Origin of the sequence: Cognatiyoonia sp. IB215182 (genome assembly GCF_033963905.1) — a bacterium.
Taxonomy (GTDB): Bacteria; Pseudomonadota; Alphaproteobacteria; order Rhodobacterales; family Rhodobacteraceae; genus Yoonia.
Genome location: NZ_JAXBMB010000006.1, coordinates 291,226 through 306,932 on the forward strand (window position 1 = coordinate 291,226; position 15,707 = coordinate 306,932).

The following is a 15,707-nucleotide window of genomic DNA, read 5'->3' on the forward strand; positions in this document are numbered from 1 at the left end:
AAAGGCGCGCAGATGACTATCCGAGAAGACCTTGCCGACGCTGTTGGCAATACCCCCCTGATCAAACTGCGCGCCGCGTCCGAGGCGACGGGATGCACCATTCTGGGTAAGGCGGAATTCCTGAACCCCGGCCAGTCGGTCAAGGATCGTGCGGCGCTTTTCATGATCAAGGATGCGATTGCACGCGGTGATCTGAAACCGGGCGGGACGATTGTCGAGGGCACGGCAGGCAATACCGGCATCGGACTTACGCTGGTTGGTGCCTCGATGGGATTCAAGACCGTGATCGTGATCCCTGAGACGCAAAGCCAGGAAAAGAAGGACATGCTGCGCGTCGCAGGTGCACATCTGGTCGAGGTCCCTGCGGTGCCTTACGCGAACCCGAACAATTACGTCAAATACTCCGCGCGGTTGGCGGCAGAGCTTAGTAAGACCGAACCGAATGGCGCGGTCTGGGCCAACCAGTTCGACAATGTGGCCAATAGACAGGCACATATTGAAACGACCGGTCCGGAAATCTGGGAGCAGACGGACGGGAAGGTTGATGGCTTCACCTGCGCGTGTGGTTCGGGCGGGACGCTTGCTGGTGTCGCGGCGGTTTTGCAGCCTAAAGGGGTCAAGGTTGGTCTGTCGGATCCTGACGGATCAGGGCTCTACAAGCTCTTCACCAATGAGGTGCCGCCATCTGGCGACTCGATCAGTGAGGGGATCGGGCAGGGGCGGATCACCGCAAATCTTGAAGGTTTCAAACCCGATTTTGCCTATAAAATCCCTGATGCCGAGGCGCTGCCGATCATCTTTGATCTGTTGGCAGATGAAGGGCTGTGCATGGGTGGCTCAACCGGCATCAATATCGCTGGCGCCATCAGGCTCGCGCGCGACATGGGACCGGGCCATACGATTGTGACGATCCTGTGCGATTACGGCACCCGGTATCAATCAAAGGTCTACAATCCCGAATTTCTGCGCTCCAAGGGGCTGCCAGTACCCGTATGGCTGGAGTCTGACAAAGACGTGCCCACGGTTTTTGAAGACGTATGATCCTGCGGGTCTTCGCAGTACTGACGGCATGCTTGATGCTCTGTTTGGCGCCCGTTAAGGGGGGCGCGCAAACACTGCCAGAACCCGGCTCTGAGACCGCAGAAGAAGAGGCGAGTTGGGAACGCATTGCCCAGCGTGCTGAACAACTCGCGGCGCGCGACGATGCCTCGGAATTCGCGCTTAATCGCTTAAGGGCAGAACTTGTCACGTGGCGCGACATTTTTCTGGCGCGAACGTCAATCAATGCTGGCCGCATTGCGACGGTTGAGGCACAGATTGCCGCACTCGGCCCCATCCCGGAAAGCGGTGAGGAATCGGACCTCATCGCACAGCGTCGTGTCGCGTTGGAGGCGCAACGGCAAGAGCTGATCGCGCCCCGACTTCTGGCAGAGGAGGCCTATGCACGGGCGAACGGGCTCATCGGCGAATTTGATGCGCAGCTTCTGTTACGCCAGACGACAGCGCTGACCCAGAGGGGGCCAACCCCACTCAACCCAACACACGCGGCCGGCGCTGTGGCGGCGTTGTGGGATCTGGTGCAGGTGATCGGCGTCGAGACCCGTGCGAGGACTGAGCAGCAATGGGGTGCGGGTCGCCTGATCGCCGGATTGCCACGGGCAATCCTTCTCTTCCTGGTAGCTCTTGCCTGTCTGGGCCTTTTTCGTCGGCGTTTGACCGCGTGGCGGCAGCAGGTCCGCAGGGACAATCGCCGTTTCGCGCCCGTCTGGCTGTTCGTCCTGTCGCTAGCCCAACTTCTCATTCCCACGATCGGACTGGTGGCGCTGTCTGAGGCGTTGACGACACTCGATATCTTTGGATTGCGCGGCAATGACGTGGTCGAGGCCTTGCCAGCGGCGGGGTTTGTTGTGCTCTTCGCCTGGTGGCTGAGCCGGATGATTTTTCCCGTGGGAGCCGAGGCAGGCTATTTGGGGCACGATGTTCGCACGCGCTCAGCCGGTCGACGCTATTCGCTTGCTTTGGGGTGGATGCTCGCCCTTTGGGTGCTGATCACCGGTGCGTTGCAAACGATGGATATTGAGGCAGGCCCGCGTGCGGCCATCGATTGGCCACTGATGGCGATCATGGGTGTCCTTTTGTGGCGCTTTGGTTTCGTACTGCGCACGAAGCCTGAACCGATCCCAGGCGAAATCGTGTCAGAGGGCCGCATGCGGGGATTGATCGGGCGGTTTTGCACGATTGTGGCCGTTGTCGCTCCCGTAGCGGCTGCCTTCGGATTTGGCGCGGCAGGGGCAGCTCTTCTTATCCCGGCCCTGTCTTCATTGGGGCTGGCGGGCGTGGTGTTTTTGGTCCAGCGGCTCCTGCAGGATGTGACAACCCCGCGCGCCACGGACGAGGCGGCAAAGGGTTTTGCGGCACTCGTGCCTGTTTTTCTGAGCTTCGTCATCTACATGGCCAGCCTGCCTGTATTCGCTTTGATATGGGGGGCTCGTGTTGATGATCTGGTCGAAATCTGGACGCGCTTTCGCGAGGGCTTTGCGCTGGGAGAAACGCGGATTTCACCCACCGATTTCCTGGCCTTCATTTTGGTCTTTGCCATCGGTTATCTGCTGACGAGGTTCATTCAGGGGACTTTGCGCCGCTCGGTGATGCCGCGTACCCGGCTGGATATCGGTGGGCAAAACGCCATCGTGGCAGGCTTTGGCTATGTCGGGATCATCCTTGCCGCGATTATCGCGATCACCAGTGCGGGCATTGATCTGTCTAACATTGCCCTTGTCGCCGGCGCCTTATCGGTTGGGATCGGTTTTGGTCTGCAGAACATCGTTTCAAACTTTGTTTCTGGCATCATCCTGTTGATTGAACGCCCGGTCAGCGAAGGCGACTGGATTGAGGTGGGCGGGCAGATGGGCTATGTCCGCGCCATTTCTGTCCGCTCCACACGGATCGAGACCTTTGACCGGACTGATGTGATCGTCCCCAATGCAGATCTTGTCAGCGGGCAGGTCACCAACTGGACGCGCGGCAATCTGGTGGGCCGGGTCATCGTGCCGGTAGGTGTCGCCTATGGCTCTGACGTGGACAAGGTGACCGAGATCTTGCGCGGCATCGCCGAGGCCCATCCGCAAGTGGTGATGACACCGCCGCCTGCCATCCTGTTTCAGGGATTTGGCGCGGATTCGCTGGATTTCGAAATCCGCGCGATCTTGCGGGACGTTAACTATGTCCTCACCGTGAAGTCGGAAATGAATCACGCTATTGCCAAGGAATTCGCGGCTGCGGGCATTGAGATTCCCTTTGCCCAGCGTGATATTTGGCTGCGCAACCCCGAAGCCCTGAAAGGAGACACCGCGTGACCGAACTCTTGTTCCGGCGAGATGCCTATATGCGAGAGGCATCCGCGAAAGTCACTGCGCTCACTTCAGAAGGGGGCGTTATCCTGGATCAGACGCTGTTTTATCCGACTTCCGGCGGGCAGCCGGGCGATAGCGGGACATTGTCGTGGGATGACGGGACACTGGAAATCGCCACCAGTGTGAAAGGCGAGGGGGAAGACGTGGTGCATCTGCCTGCCACACCATCGCCCTTGCCACCTGTTGGCGCTAACGTCAGCCAAAAGCTGAACTGGGACCGCCGCTACAGGCATATGCGCGTTCATACCGCGCTGCACCTTTTGTCTGTTGTCATCCCCTTACCCGTGTCGGGTGGGGCGATCAGCACCGAAAAAGGCAGGCTCGATTTCGACATGCCGGAGGCGCCAGAGGATAAGGAGGCGCTAGCCGCCGATCTTAACCGACTGATCGCCTGCAACATGGATGTGCGCGAGGAATGGATCACGGATGCGGAGCTGGATGCGCAGCCGGATCTTGTGAAAACGATGTCGGTTCAGCCGCCAAGAGGCAGCGGTAAGATCCGCCTGATCCGTATTGGCGTCGGTGCCGAAACCGCCGACCTGCAGCCCTGCGGCGGCACGCATGTGGCCAATACCGATGAAATTGGTCCGGTGCGCCTGGGCAAAATCGAAAAGAAAGGCCGCCAGAACCGGCGCGTCTATCTGCATTTGGAGTAGCGCGATGGTACGGTTCGGTCTTCTTGTGATCTTGATGCTTGGGCTGGCACGGCCTGCAATGGCGCAATCCCTTATCGATTGCGGTAAGGATGAGGCGCGCGTCGTCACCGACGCGCTGCGCAATGCCAAGGACCTCACGCTCGTTGCAGCAGCGCGGGTGGGTGACACGCCAGAATATCGCCGGTGGTTCGGCGATTATTCGGATGCCAATGCCGAGGTTGTGCGCGCCACACTTAAATCCGTTATCACCGCGATCCGTAGCGGCGGTGTGTCAACGGAATGTCATCGCGCCACCGATCCCAGCTGTAGCGCGGGCGAATATGCCTGGGTCTATCCGCATCGCCCGTTCGAGGTACATGTCTGTCCGCCATTCTTCCAACTTCCCCCGCTGACAGCATTGCGCCCCGGCGAACGGCGCAGCGACAACGGCACGCGCGAAGGCACGATGGTGCATGAGATTTCGCATTTCCTCGAAGTCGCGGATACGTGGGATCATTGCTATTCGCGCAGTGAATGCAGCCAGATGGCCATCGACTACCCGCGCCGTGCGATCGAGAACGCGGATAGCTATCAGTATTTTACCGAGGATGTGACGTACTACGCGCGTCAGCCCTTGGCGGGCAAACCGGCGACGGACTAGTCCTTGTACTGATCCTGCATCAAGAGATCGCGTGGCGCCTGGTCCAGCATCCGTTCGGACTCTGGCAGTCCCTCGCGCGATAAAAGGATCGCGAAGGGGCGCAAGCCGGGAACATGGCTGCAGACGACCAGCAGCATCACCATGATCGGCACCGACAGGAACATGCCGGGAATGCCCCAGACCGCCCCCCAGAAGGCCAGCGACAGAATGATCCCGAACGATGACAGGCGCAGTGCACGCCCCATCAGCATCGGATCAATGACACTGCCATTCACAAACTGAATGATGCCGGCAATTGTGAAGATCATCGCGGTTGTCGCAGGATCGCCGAGTTGCACATGCGCGATTAGCGCGATGAGCGCTGTTGCAATAATCGACCCGATATTCGGGATGAAGTTCAGCACAAAGGTGATGATCCCGATGGCCGCCGCAAGCTCCAATTCGAAGAAGCGCGCGACGAAGTAGATCATCACTCCAGTGACCAGGCTGATCACGGTCTTGACCAGCAGGTAGTAGTTCACGCGGTGGATGATCGATTGAATGATCTTGCCGATGCGTTTGGCCTGTTCGGGGTCGCCGACAAAGTTCTGTAACTTGGTCTCAAACCAGATCCGCTCGGCAAACAGAAAACCAACGAAGAGGATGATTAGTACTGTGGCTTGCGTCATCCCGCTGGCCTGTCCGGCTGCCGTCCGCAGATAGCTGGACACGTCAAAGGAGCGCATCGCATTGAATATGGCTTGCTCGCTGTCCGGCCCCAGCCAGGTAAACAGCGACGCAATGGCCGAAGGGGCCTGCTCTGTATACGACAAGGTGGTGACCAGCACCGTGTTGACCTGCGCCAGCAATATCGAGGTCAGTGTCAGGAGTGCTGCGGTAATCAGCACCATCGCCGCGATACTGGCCAAGGTGAAGGGGATGCGAAACGGGCCAATCCGCTGGCGGGCAATAAAGCTGATCACGTCGCTTGTCAGGCTGAAAAGGATGATTGCCGTGGCCAACGAGATCAGAATGAACCGCGCCTGCACCAGCAGGAACAGCACAACAGCAAAGGCAATGATGACCAAGGCGCCGGTTTGCAACCGGGCCGCGTCAGAGCGACGTTCGGGGCTATTGGCCTTGGGTGGATCATGCAGCATGGCGCGAATTGCTCTTTGACAGGATAAGCCTGTTATACGGGTGCTGCACGTGCGGCGTAAACCACAGTCACAAACATATGTTGGGGTCTTGCAAAAGGGGGGCAGTGCGCGCTAAACCGCCCGGCACGGACAGGTGGCCGAGTGGTCGAAGGCGCACGCCTGGAAAGTGTGTAGGCGGGAGACCGTCTCCAGGGTTCGAATCCCTGTCTGTCCGCCAGATATCCAAATCAGAATTTATGACAGGCGTAGAGAATGCACCGTTTGGCAGAGCCGTCACGTAGGTTCGCCAATAGAAGGCATCAACCGATCTGCCCATCCATCCTGCAAGCTTTGTCAAATGGCTTTTCGCACGATCTCTTCAGGGGCGATCCGCGCGCTGCGCCATCTCCGACACTGAGACTCACACGCCGCAGATTTGGTGCGTAAGCACTTCATTTCCGGGGACGTCTTACGTGGCGTCAGGCATTCCGCCAAAAATCAGACAGAAATGAGGCGCTATATTACACGAGTTTTGCGTGCCAAATTATTGTTAGAAATAAATAAATGTGAGCTGCCATTTCACTTGCGCAGTGTAAACTAAACATGACAGTTGATTTTGACGCGACAAAATGACACCTTGCGAATGCATGTGCGTCAAAATGACGCGATGCTCTGAGGCTCGCGTTGGCCGTTCGTGATCTTGGTCATCCCCGCTTCTGAGAAGATTAATCAAGGAGGATTCGGAGATGTCCGATGATGACGAAAAGGTTTGGCCAACAGGCTTGACCCTGCGAGAAGCTGAGGAAGTCCACAGTTATCTCATTGACGGTACGCGGGTATTTGGGGCCATTGCCCTGCTTGCGCATGTGCTCGTGGCGATTTCGACGCCTTGGCTCGGATAAGGGGGTGACGTCATGAATAATGCAAAGATGTGGCTTGTTGTCCCTCCTGCGGTTGGCGTGCCGGTATTCCTGGGTGCTGTCGCGGTCGGGTCCTTTGCCGTTCACGTGGCTGTTGTCAGCAACACGTCATGGGTGGCTGATTTCCTGTCGGGTCAACCGCTTGGCACGGGTGATATGCAGGCATCGGCGACGACGCTCTTGCCGGATGTGGACACTGCAAAGGCGGCTTATGTGATCGAAGGTGAGGATGGCAGTCACGAGGTGACGATCATCATGCCGGATGGCACTGTGGCGCGGGCGATACTGCAACCCAATGATGTCCTCGCATCGGCAACAACCGAAGCGCCACCTCTTATCGTCGAGCACTGACGCTTCAAAAACTGGGTGCGCTTGCGCCCATCTTCTTCCCGCGCCTCTCATCGGGTGTTCCTGACGATTGGGATGCTCTGAGGGCGCGATTAGGGAGCATTCATGTTCGACTATCGCAACTTTGCGCTGCGCCGGTTGGCGACACTGGCGCCGAAGTATCTGCCGTTTGCAGATGTAGCGACCGACGACGTTCCATTGTCGCGGTTGTTGCGATTGTCCTTGTTTCAAGTGACGGTCGGTATGGCTCTTGTACTGCTGGTCGGGACGCTCAACCGCGTCATGATCGTTGAGTTATCGGTGCCTGCAACGCTTGTAGCGGGCATGTTGGCGCTGCCTTTGCTCTTCGCGCCGTTTCGCACCTTTATCGGCTATAAGTCGGACACGCACAGGTCTGCACTCGGCTGGCGGCGTGTGCCCTATATCTGGAAAGGCACGCTTTACCAGTTTGGCGGCTTTGCGATCATGCCTTTCGCCTTGCTGGTTCTTTCCGGTTACGCCGAAGCCATTGATGCACCACGGTGGATCGGCCTTTCTGCGGCAGCCCTTTCGTTTTTGTTGGTCGGCGCGGGCGTGCATATGGTCCAGACCGTTGGCCTCGCACTCGCCACTGATCTTGTCGATGATGCGGATCACCCCAAGGTCGTGGGGCTGATGTATGTAATGCTTTTGGTCGGTATGGTGCTGAGCGCGCTTATCTATGGGGCACTTTTGGCGAATTACACACCCGGCCGTCTGATCCAGGTGATCCAGGGATCAGCCGTGGTCACCGTTGCCCTGAACCTCTTTGCCCTGTGGAAGCAGGAAGCGCGTGATAGAGTGCGGGCGAAAGAGATGGAAACGGCCCGACACGAGCGGTTTTTCGTGGCGTGGCAAAGGCTGGTTAATCGACCGGGCGCGCTGCGCCTTTTGGTACTGATCGGTCTCGGCTCCTTTGGGTTTGGCATGGCGGATGTCTTGTTGGAGCCCTATGGCGGGCAGGCGCTCGGCTTCTCGGTGGCTGAGACCACGCGGCTCACGGCTATCCTTGCTACGGGGACCTTGATTGGGTTCGGCGTCGCCTCGCGTGCGCTGTCCGGGGGGCGGTCGCCCATACCCCTTGCAACCATCGGTGCCGCAATTGGGGTGCCCGGCTTTCTCGCCATTATCATGTCATCAAGCGTCATCGGGCCGATGCTCTTTGTTGCAGGCACATTCGCCTGCGGGCTTGGCGCGGGGCTCTTCGGCCACGCCACACTGACGGCAACGATCCAAAGCGCACCCAAGGGGCGGGTCGGCCTCTCGCTGGGTGCGTGGGGCGCTGTCCAGGCAACATGCGCGGGCATTGGTGTCGCGCTTGCCGGCATTGTCCGGGATGTGATGGTGGGTTTTTCGGCACAAACGGGACTTCAGGCCCAAACGCCCTACAATATTGTATTCGGCATAGAGATCGTCTTTCTGGCGGTCGCGATCCTCGTGGCGATCCCGCTGCTATCGAAATCGAAAGTTGGATCCGACAGACCGCAAAACGCTCTTATGCAAAATAAGTCGGTGGAGGTCTCATGACACAAGTCATCACACGATACTTCGACAGCGCGAAGAACGCGCAGAAAGCCAAGTACGAGCTGATCAAGATACGCGGTTTGTCGCCTGGTATTCTGGATCTCTATGATCAGCCGGACGGGCTGAGCGATGCTTTGGCCGCCCAAAACGTTGAAGACGCGACGATCCGCGCCTACCAGCAGGAAATGTCGGCGAAGGGTGGTGCTGTGATGCTGGTGCGTGCAGGGTACAAGCCCTTGCGCGTCGCTCAGATCACCCGGGATGTTACGGCAGCGATGGGTGCTTCCGAGCTGGGCGGACTGGTCGAAGAGGTCTATGTCAAGGAGCGGCCAAAACGGCCTTTGAGCATCCTTGATAACCATCCTCACATGCTCAAACGCGACAAGGATCCTTATCGGACCGAGTTCCACATGGCCGATTGGCCAATTCCGCTCATCAAGCGTCGTGACCGCGCCCCTCACAGTGTCACGGACGCGGATTTTCACCTGACCGAAGTTTTCTGGCCACTCACGGACCGCAGAAAGCCCTATACGGGCTCCATCATCGCGCCGCATGCCCGGATGGCGAACTTTCCGTTGCCATTGATTAGCAGAACGCAACCCTTCACTGGTTCGATCTTTCCACTCCATGCGCGGATGGCAAACTTTCCCATCCCGCTGATCAGCAGACGGAAGCCCTTCAACCGGTCGTTGATCCCGCGCCACGGACGGATGGCATCGGTTCCGTTTCCGCTCCTGATCAACGAAAAGACCGGCAAGAATGCCCTGATCCCGGGCGGTCCGCGAATGGCGAATTTCCCGATTTCGCTGCTGAGCGATCGCAAACCGTTTACCGGTTCGATTTTTCCGCGCCACGCGCGGATGGCCAACTTTCCCATCAGGCTCATCAGCCGGCGCAAGCCGTTCACCGGTTCCTTGATACCCCGTCATGGCCGGATGGCGAACTTCATTCTGCCATTGATCACCCGGCGTGACGATGTTGCTTCAGACCAAGGTGGTGAAGGTTTCTCATTCTCAAAGCTGATTGGGGTGCCGACTCTCATCCGAAGACGCGCATAGCGGTTTGCTGCTGCGTCCTTAACGCCCAACAACCAACTCGGCCATCAAGCCGCCGAGCTTGGCGCTTTGTCCCAATCGCAAAACACCGCCATGGGTGCGCGCAACATCGGCCACGATGGAAAGGCCGAGGCCTACGCCACTGCCTTTGTCTTGATTGCGCGCCGGATCAAGCCGAACAAAGGGGCTGATCGCATCCTCCCGCTGTTCAGGTGGAATGCCGGGCCCGTCATCCTCAACCCAGAACCGTACCGCGCGATCCGTGACGCTGACCCCAATCTCCGCCTTGGAACCATAGCGCAAGGCATTGTTAATCAGGTTGTCGAGCGCGCGGCGCAGGGCCAGCGGGCGCATGCTGATCGCATCATGCGCACCTTCGATACCGCCACAGGTGACTGCTTGACCGGTTCGTTCGGCATCCTCCAACACTGCTGTGACTAGATCGGCGGGCACTATCGTCTCAAGCCTGTCACTCGCGTCACTGCGTGCAAAATCAAGGAACCCATCCAGCAACCGCTGCATGTCATCGACATCACGGATCAGCGGCCCGACATCCTCGCCCTCCATCATCGACAGGCCCAGCCGCAAACGGGTCAGCGGCGTGCGCAGATCATGGCTCACCCCCGAGAGCATGAGGGTCCGGCTTTGCGCCTGCCGCTCTAGCCGGTTGCGCATATCGAGGAACGCCATGCCGGCCGCACGCACCTCAACGGCGCCGGTCGGTGTAAACTGCGTGATCCGACCCTTCCCGTAATCCGCCGCTGCGGTCGCCAACCGCTTGATCGGGCGTAACTGGTTGCGCAGAAACACATAGGCAATCGCCGTCATCAGCCCGCCCAGGACCACCATGATGACCAACAACTGGTGCGGGTTCGAGGCCGAGACACGACGGCGCGAAAAATCCATCTTGAACGGCCCATGCCGCGTGTCGACCCAGACAACCACCCGCCGCCTGTCCTCAAGCGAGATGGCCAGAATATTCGCGATGCCAGAACGCATATTGCGGATCACCCCGTTGCCGGTCAGGTCGATGAAGGGCTTGATATCAACGGGCGAGACATCATCGGCGGGCAAATCGGTCAATATCTCAAGCGGCGCATCGATGCGCGCAACAGCGGCCCGTGCCGCCTGCAGATCAGGTGCATCATTGGCAGTGTCAATCAGAAAGCGCAGCTCGATATTCACCGCACTTGTCATCAGCCGCGTCACACCGTCAAAGTGACGCTGAATAAACACAACCGAGACCAGCAATTGCAAAAAGATAACCGGCAAGATGAGGATCAACGCCGCCCGCGCATAGATTCCCCGCGGCATCGTGTTTTTGAGCCAACGAAACAGCATGCGCCTACGCTAGCGGGCCGCGCGGGAAACCGGAAGCCAAGATCATGACGGATGCCGTATCCTATCCAGTTGGCGTACCCGTGCAATTGGCACCTGATCTGCACTGCGTGCTGGCGCCCAACCCCTCACCGATGACCTTTTGGGGTACTAACACCTATCTGATTGGCGCTGCAGCGTTAGCGGTCGTGGATCCGGGCCCGGCGGACATGCAACATCTTGATGCCTTACTCGCCGCAATTGCGGGTCGCCCTGTCACCCACATTCTGGTCACGCACAGCCATTTGGATCATTCGCCGCTGGCCCGACCGCTGTCAGAGGTCGTCAACGCACCCATTTTGGCCTTCGGTGATGCACAGGCCGGGCGCAGTCACGTAATGACGCGTCTGGCTGCAGCTGGTCTGACGGGTGGAGGGGAGGGAATAGATGCCGATTTCGTGCCCGATGAATGCCTATCGGATCAGGCAATCGTCAACGGACCGTGGGGGACAATCCGCGCGGTGCACACGCCTGGTCATCTTGGCAATCACTTGTCCTTTCAATGGCGGCAATCTCTTTTTAGCGGGGATCACGTAATGGGCTGGGCCAGTTCCTTGGTTTCGCCGCCGGACGGTGATCTGACCGACTTCATGCTGTCATGCCAGAAACTCAGCGCAATTGACGCGACAACCTATTTTCCTGCCCATGGCCCAGCCATCACTGACCCGAAAACGCGGCTGGCATGGCTTGTGGGTCACCGCAAAGACCGCGAGACGCAGATCCTTGATCAACTGTCACTTGATGATCTGACCGTCAGTGAACTGACGCGCCGGATCTACGTGGAAGTGGCGCCTGCGCTGCTGCCAGCCGCCGAAAGAAACGTTTTCGCCCACCTCGTGGATCTGACCGAGCGTGGCATCATTGATGCCTGGCCGACCCTTGCGTTCACCGCACAGTACCACCGCCGATAGTAGCCGTCACGGAAAGCAGAAATTCTGTTCCAAACCCTCTGGACGGAGCGGATTCACATTGCTATACGGCCCGTCATGTTCCGGCGTAGCTCAGCGGTAGAGCAGTTGACTGTTAATCAATTGGTCGTAGGTTCGATCCCTACCGCCGGAGCCAAAATACCCAATAAGTGAGTGTTTTGGCAAAGGCGTTGCGCAGCAAAACTGGAGCGCCTACAACGTTGTGCTCCACTCAATTCTTCGATCATTTCAATACCAGGTTCGGTTGCGAAGTTGACTTACGCGGCAGTGATGGCAAGCGGCTGAGTATAGAAACCGATCACATGCATCCGCATTCTAAAAAAAAGCGGGCAACCGGTCTGATGTTGATGTTTTGGCGGAGAGACAGGGATTCGAACCCTGGGTAGGCTTGCACCCACAACGGTTTTCGAGACCGCCCCGTTCGACCACTCCGGCACCTCTCCGCGGGGGTCGCGCTGTCCTAATGCGCGGATGCGGCACTGGCAAGTCCCAATGCGGCGGGCGGTGACAATTCCGTCACTGCCCTTGGAAAAGGCCCGTCGCCCACATATCAGTAGATTAACGGGATCTTTGGAAGGAATTGCGATGCAACGCCTGGTTGGGCCTACCTTTGCAACAATGATCACGGTCTTCGCTTTGCCCGGCTGGGCGCAGGACGATGAAGCTGCGAAGATCGATGCTCTATATGAAGCACTTGCGTTGCCGCAGATGCTTGAGATCATGCGCGAAGAGGGGCTTGATTATGGCGAGACCATCGCGACCGACATGTTCCCGGGCAGCGGCATTGCCCGCTGGAATGACGCCGTGTCTCAGATTTACGACGTCGAGATGATGAATGAAGAGGTGCGTGGCGCATTCGGTGAGGCCTTGGAAGGCGATGATATCGACGCAATGCTGGCCTTCTACAACTCCGATACGGGCCGCACGATTATCGAGCTTGAAGTCAGCGCGCGGCGCGCCTTGCTGGATGATGCGATTGAACAGGCCAGCAAAGATAATGCGGCCCTTGCGATGGCTGACGAGACGCCGCTGGCCTTGCAAGTGCAGGATTTTGTTACGGCAAACGATCTGATTGAAGCCAACGTGGTCGGTGCGCTCAATTCAAACTATGCGTTCATGACTGGCCTGATCGATGGTGGTGCCATGCCCCCCGGGATCACGCCGGAAACCGTTTTGCGGGATGTTTGGGCGCAAGAGGATGAGATCCGTGCCAATACATCCGAATGGGTTTATTCGTTCCTGCTGATGGCTTACCAACCGCTCGAAGCCGAGCAGATGGACGAGTATATCGCCTTCTCAAAAAGCGATGCCGGCGCCGAGATCAATGGTGCCTTGTTTGAGGCCTTTAACGGCATGTTTGATGATATCTCGCGCGCATTGGGGCTGGCAGCATCGCGGTTCATGATCAGTCAGGAGTTGTAGACTGGTCTTGGCATTCGGGGCGCAGGGCTTATTCTGCCGCCAAAGCCGCTGACGAAAGGACCGCCTCCCTTGCTTCGACTAACTGCCGCCGCTGCGGCACTCTCCATCCTTGCCGCATGTGATCAGACCCCGGCGATCACAGGGGACCCGAACCTGCCGCTGGATGATCCGGCGCAACAGGCGCTGGTGATCAGCGAATGCGCGATCTACTTTGCCGCAGTTCAAAAATTGGAAAGCGAAGGACGCAGTGCCAATGGCAATCCAACGCGGGATTGTCCGGATGTGGCGCGTGGACGGCAGGCGGATATCAATCCGCGCGTCAGCGTGCCACCGGTCAGCCCCGGTTATCCCGAAACGCTCTACCAGCGCATGATCGCGCGCGGCATCCCGCAGGACCTGGCGGATGATATCGCGAAATCGCAGGCCTTCTGGAACCTCGTGGCGCAGCGCGATTCGGCTGTTGGATCGTTCTAGCGCATAGAAGATGTAGCAACATCGGAGCCTCAATATGACCACCTGGGCTGACTTTGCGATCATATTTGGTTTGGGTTTATTGCCGCTGACCGGCGCGTCTGAAAGCAGAACATTCTGGGGGCCTGATCGCCCCTGGTTTCTGCCAAACAGGATACGGACACCGCTCGGTCTTTCGTTGCTTTTGATCGCCTTCTTTGGCTTTCAATATCAAGACTACCCACGCCCAGAGGATGCGGATTGGCAGTGGATTGATTTTCTGGGCCAGCTTGGCACGGCCTTTTCGCGCGTCTTCGGGATCGGCTAAGGCGATCCGAACTCAGCCGCCATACACCATCAAGGCCACGACCAGCGCGCCGGGATTGGCGGCATAAAGGCCAAGATCTGATTGCAGCTGGATGATGCGGGCAGGGCGGTCAGCTGCGGGGATCCCGGCGGCATCCATCGCCTCGGTCAGGACCGGACCGCCACCTGCATTGATGTCGGCAATGATGGCGTCGAAATTGCTTTTGACGATGACTTCCACACGTCCGCGCCGCTCATTGTACGCCGCATTGCCCACCGCGGTACTAACGCCCGAGACCGACAGCAGCAGCGGATTGCCCAGATGACTGGCCTCCTGCGAACAGGCGGCGAGCGTGAACGCAACGGCATAGATAAGTCGCATGGGTGTTCCACCTTCTTTTGGCTTGACTTGCAGCGATATTGCTCACATAAGCCGCCATCTCAGCAACCCGTTTGCTGAACCATTGCGAAAACTCGCCCAAGGGCGCGCTGTCCACAGGTACCAAACACCGGACCGATCCGGGGCCTAAGAGACGCGGAAAATGAAGGAAAATAGCATGTTTGCGGTTCTGAAAACCGGCGGCAAGCAGTACAAGGTTGCTTCAGGCGACGTTCTGCGTGTCGAAAAGCTGGCAGCACAAGCTGGCGACAAAGTCCAATTCAACGAGATTCTGATGGTCGGCAACACGGTCGGCACGCCCTTCGTCGAAGGTGCTGGCGTGCAGGCTGACGTGATCGATCAGATCAAGGGCGAAAAGACCATCAACTTCGTCAAGCGCCGCCGCAAGCACAGCTCGCAGCGCAAGAAAGGTCATCGCCAGCAACTGACCTTGGTGCGGATTGCCGACATCCTTGAAAAAGGTGCGGACAAATCCGGCGTGATGGCAGCGGTCTCTGGTGCCGGTGTTGTCGCAGCCCCTGCGGCAAAGCCTGCCAAGAAGGCGGCACCAAAGAAAGAAGCTGAGGCACCCAAAGCCGAAGCTCCCAAGGCCGAGAAGCCAAAGGCAGAGAAGAAAGCAGCCCCTGCGAAAGCAGAAGGCGCTGACGATCTGAAAAAGCTGTCCGGCGTTGGTCCCGCTTTGGAGAAAAAGCTGCATGACGCAGGCGTGACCACATTCGCCCAGATTGCAGCATGGACCGAAGCCGATGTAGCTGCTATGGACGAGAAATTGTCATTCAAAGGCCGGATCGAGCGTGAAGGCTGGATCGACCAGGCCAAAGACCTGGCCAAGGGTTAAGGAGAGCAACCGATGGCACACAAAAAAGCAGGCGGTTCATCCCGTAACGGGCGCGACTCAGCCGGTCGCCGCCTTGGCGTGAAGAAATTCGGCGGTGAAGCCGTCGTTCCAGGCAACATCATTTTGCGTCAGCGCGGCACAAAGATGTGGCCAGGCTCCGGCGTGGGCATGGGCAAGGATCATACGATCTTTGCAACTGCCGAGGGCGCCGTGAAGTTTCACAAGGGCCTCAAAGGTCGCACCTTTATTTCGGTTCTCCCGGTGGCGGAGGCCGCTGAATAAGCCGAAAAGCT

17 protein-coding genes and 3 tRNA genes are annotated in these 15,707 nt (G+C 58.3%); 16 read left to right on the plus strand and 4 right to left on the minus strand.

All coding sequences use genetic code 11. The features are described from left to right. Positions 1–12 precede the first annotated feature (12 nt). The 4 genes from SLH47_RS14330 to SLH47_RS14345 are packed head-to-tail and all read left to right on the plus strand — an operon-like array spanning position 13 to position 4,709. On the plus strand, positions 13–1,041 hold the full coding sequence (locus SLH47_RS14330; RefSeq protein WP_320240236.1) for a cysteine synthase A: 1,029 nt from the start codon (positions 13–15) through the stop codon (positions 1,039–1,041). After that, positions 1,038–3,356 carry a DUF3772 domain-containing protein gene (locus SLH47_RS14335; protein ID WP_320240237.1) on the plus strand — a complete coding sequence of 773 codons (2,319 nt, stop codon included), beginning with the start codon at positions 1,038–1,040 and terminating at the stop codon, positions 3,354–3,356. Before SLH47_RS14330 ends, SLH47_RS14335 begins: the two co-directional genes overlap by 4 nt. After that, the gene (locus SLH47_RS14340; RefSeq protein ID WP_320240238.1) at positions 3,353–4,069 is read left to right on the plus strand and encodes an alanyl-tRNA editing protein; all 717 of its coding nucleotides are present in this window, start codon (positions 3,353–3,355) and stop codon (positions 4,067–4,069) included. Before SLH47_RS14335 ends, SLH47_RS14340 begins: the two co-directional genes overlap by 4 nt. A 4-nt stretch (positions 4,070–4,073) precedes the next feature. Next, positions 4,074–4,709, plus strand: a complete 636-nt coding sequence (locus SLH47_RS14345; protein WP_320240239.1) for a M35 family metallo-endopeptidase — start codon at positions 4,074–4,076, stop codon at positions 4,707–4,709. On the opposite strand, the gene SLH47_RS14350 is transcribed toward SLH47_RS14345, so the two are convergent. After that, positions 4,706–5,848, minus strand: coding sequence for an AI-2E family transporter (locus SLH47_RS14350; RefSeq protein WP_320240240.1), 1,143 nt, complete (start codon positions 5,846–5,848; stop codon positions 4,706–4,708). The genes SLH47_RS14345 and SLH47_RS14350 overlap by 4 nt on opposite strands. A gap of 127 nt (positions 5,849–5,975) precedes the next feature. Here SLH47_RS14350 and SLH47_RS14355 point away from each other — a divergent pair. From SLH47_RS14355 to SLH47_RS14375, 5 genes are all read left to right on the plus strand, one after another. After that, positions 5,976–6,065: transfer RNA gene (locus tag SLH47_RS14355), tRNA-Ser, on the plus strand. Between the two features lie 508 nt (positions 6,066–6,573). Continuing rightward, positions 6,574–6,729: a light-harvesting antenna LH1, beta subunit gene (gene pufB / locus SLH47_RS14360; protein WP_320240241.1), complete on the plus strand. Its 156-nt coding sequence runs from the start codon at positions 6,574–6,576 to the stop codon at positions 6,727–6,729. A gap of 12 nt (positions 6,730–6,741) precedes the next feature. Further along, the gene (locus SLH47_RS14365; RefSeq protein ID WP_320240242.1) at positions 6,742–7,098 is read left to right on the plus strand and encodes a light-harvesting protein; all 357 of its coding nucleotides are present in this window, start codon (positions 6,742–6,744) and stop codon (positions 7,096–7,098) included. Positions 7,099–7,200: 102 nt separating this feature from the next. After that, a complete protein-coding gene (locus tag SLH47_RS14370; protein ID WP_320240243.1) occupies positions 7,201–8,640 on the plus strand; it encodes a PucC family protein in 1,440 nt (479 codons plus the stop codon). Next, entirely contained in the window at positions 8,637–9,695 is a 1,059-nt protein-coding gene (locus tag SLH47_RS14375) for a PucR family transcriptional regulator (protein WP_320240244.1), read from the plus strand. Before SLH47_RS14370 ends, SLH47_RS14375 begins: the two co-directional genes overlap by 4 nt. A gap of 18 nt (positions 9,696–9,713) precedes the next feature. Here the strand turns inward: SLH47_RS14375 and SLH47_RS14380 are convergent, their stop codons facing one another. Continuing rightward, positions 9,714–11,033 (minus strand): ATP-binding protein, encoded by a 1,320-nt coding sequence (locus SLH47_RS14380; protein WP_320240245.1) that lies wholly within the window; start codon positions 11,031–11,033, stop codon positions 9,714–9,716. 44 nt (positions 11,034–11,077) lie between these two features. Here SLH47_RS14380 and SLH47_RS14385 point away from each other — a divergent pair, with 44 nt between their 5' ends. Then, entirely contained in the window at positions 11,078–11,980 is a 903-nt protein-coding gene (locus SLH47_RS14385; RefSeq protein WP_320240246.1) for an MBL fold metallo-hydrolase, read from the plus strand. Between the two features lie 79 nt (positions 11,981–12,059). Continuing rightward, a tRNA-Asn gene (locus SLH47_RS14390) sits at positions 12,060–12,134 on the plus strand. A gap of 217 nt (positions 12,135–12,351) precedes the next feature. Here SLH47_RS14390 and SLH47_RS14395 read toward each other — a convergent pair. Next, positions 12,352–12,441: transfer RNA gene (locus SLH47_RS14395), tRNA-Ser, on the minus strand. A 142-nt stretch (positions 12,442–12,583) separates the two neighbouring features. On the opposite strand from SLH47_RS14395, the gene SLH47_RS14400 reads away from it, so the two are divergent. The 3 genes from SLH47_RS14400 to SLH47_RS14410 all read left to right on the plus strand — a co-directional run bounded on the left by SLH47_RS14400 (position 12,584) and on the right by SLH47_RS14410 (position 14,198). After that, on the plus strand, positions 12,584–13,420 hold the full coding sequence (locus SLH47_RS14400; RefSeq protein WP_320240247.1) for a DUF2059 domain-containing protein: 837 nt from the start codon (positions 12,584–12,586) through the stop codon (positions 13,418–13,420). A gap of 69 nt (positions 13,421–13,489) precedes the next feature. Next, positions 13,490–13,894, plus strand: a complete 405-nt coding sequence (locus tag SLH47_RS14405; protein WP_320240248.1) for a hypothetical protein — start codon at positions 13,490–13,492, stop codon at positions 13,892–13,894. Positions 13,895–13,928: 34 nt separating this feature from the next. Next, complete coding sequence (locus SLH47_RS14410) at positions 13,929–14,198, plus strand: hypothetical protein (RefSeq protein ID WP_320240249.1); 270 nt, start codon at positions 13,929–13,931, stop codon at positions 14,196–14,198. A 12-nt stretch (positions 14,199–14,210) separates the two neighbouring features. Here the strand turns inward: SLH47_RS14410 and SLH47_RS14415 are convergent, their stop codons facing one another. Then, positions 14,211–14,558 (minus strand): hypothetical protein, encoded by a 348-nt coding sequence (locus SLH47_RS14415; RefSeq protein ID WP_320240250.1) that lies wholly within the window; start codon positions 14,556–14,558, stop codon positions 14,211–14,213. Between the two features lie 175 nt (positions 14,559–14,733). On the opposite strand from SLH47_RS14415, the gene SLH47_RS14420 reads away from it, so the two are divergent. Both SLH47_RS14420 and rpmA read left to right on the plus strand, forming a co-directional pair. Beyond that, positions 14,734–15,414, plus strand: coding sequence for a 50S ribosomal protein L21 (locus SLH47_RS14420; protein ID WP_320240251.1), 681 nt, complete (start codon positions 14,734–14,736; stop codon positions 15,412–15,414). A gap of 12 nt (positions 15,415–15,426) precedes the next feature. Next, positions 15,427–15,696, plus strand: coding sequence for a 50S ribosomal protein L27 (gene rpmA / locus SLH47_RS14425; protein ID WP_320240252.1), 270 nt, complete (start codon positions 15,427–15,429; stop codon positions 15,694–15,696). Positions 15,697–15,707: the final 11 nt, after the last annotated feature.

Excerpts from the sequence above, each read along its gene's own strand:
- SLH47_RS14330 (WP_320240236.1), top strand. The coding sequence starts at position 13 with ATGACTATCCGAGAAGACCTTGCCGACGCTGTTGGCAATACCCCCCTG.
- SLH47_RS14335 (WP_320240237.1), top strand. The coding sequence starts at position 1,038 with ATGATCCTGCGGGTCTTCGCAGTACTGACGGCATGCTTGATGCTCTGT.
- SLH47_RS14345 (WP_320240239.1), top strand. The coding sequence starts at position 4,074 with ATGGTACGGTTCGGTCTTCTTGTGATCTTGATGCTTGGGCTGGCACGG.
- SLH47_RS14350 (WP_320240240.1), bottom strand. The coding sequence starts at position 5,848 with ATGCTGCATGATCCACCCAAGGCCAATAGCCCCGAACGTCGCTCTGAC.
- pufB (WP_320240241.1), top strand. The coding sequence starts at position 6,574 with ATGTCCGATGATGACGAAAAGGTTTGGCCAACAGGCTTGACCCTGCGA.
- SLH47_RS14365 (WP_320240242.1), top strand. The coding sequence starts at position 6,742 with ATGAATAATGCAAAGATGTGGCTTGTTGTCCCTCCTGCGGTTGGCGTG.
- SLH47_RS14370 (WP_320240243.1), top strand. The coding sequence starts at position 7,201 with ATGTTCGACTATCGCAACTTTGCGCTGCGCCGGTTGGCGACACTGGCG.
- SLH47_RS14375 (WP_320240244.1), top strand. The coding sequence starts at position 8,637 with ATGACACAAGTCATCACACGATACTTCGACAGCGCGAAGAACGCGCAG.
- SLH47_RS14380 (WP_320240245.1), bottom strand. The coding sequence starts at position 11,033 with ATGCTGTTTCGTTGGCTCAAAAACACGATGCCGCGGGGAATCTATGCG.
- SLH47_RS14385 (WP_320240246.1), top strand. The coding sequence starts at position 11,078 with ATGACGGATGCCGTATCCTATCCAGTTGGCGTACCCGTGCAATTGGCA.
- SLH47_RS14400 (WP_320240247.1), top strand. The coding sequence starts at position 12,584 with ATGCAACGCCTGGTTGGGCCTACCTTTGCAACAATGATCACGGTCTTC.
- SLH47_RS14410 (WP_320240249.1), top strand. The coding sequence starts at position 13,929 with ATGACCACCTGGGCTGACTTTGCGATCATATTTGGTTTGGGTTTATTG.
- SLH47_RS14415 (WP_320240250.1), bottom strand. The coding sequence starts at position 14,558 with ATGCGACTTATCTATGCCGTTGCGTTCACGCTCGCCGCCTGTTCGCAG.
- SLH47_RS14420 (WP_320240251.1), top strand. The coding sequence starts at position 14,734 with ATGTTTGCGGTTCTGAAAACCGGCGGCAAGCAGTACAAGGTTGCTTCA.
- rpmA (WP_320240252.1), top strand. The coding sequence starts at position 15,427 with ATGGCACACAAAAAAGCAGGCGGTTCATCCCGTAACGGGCGCGACTCA.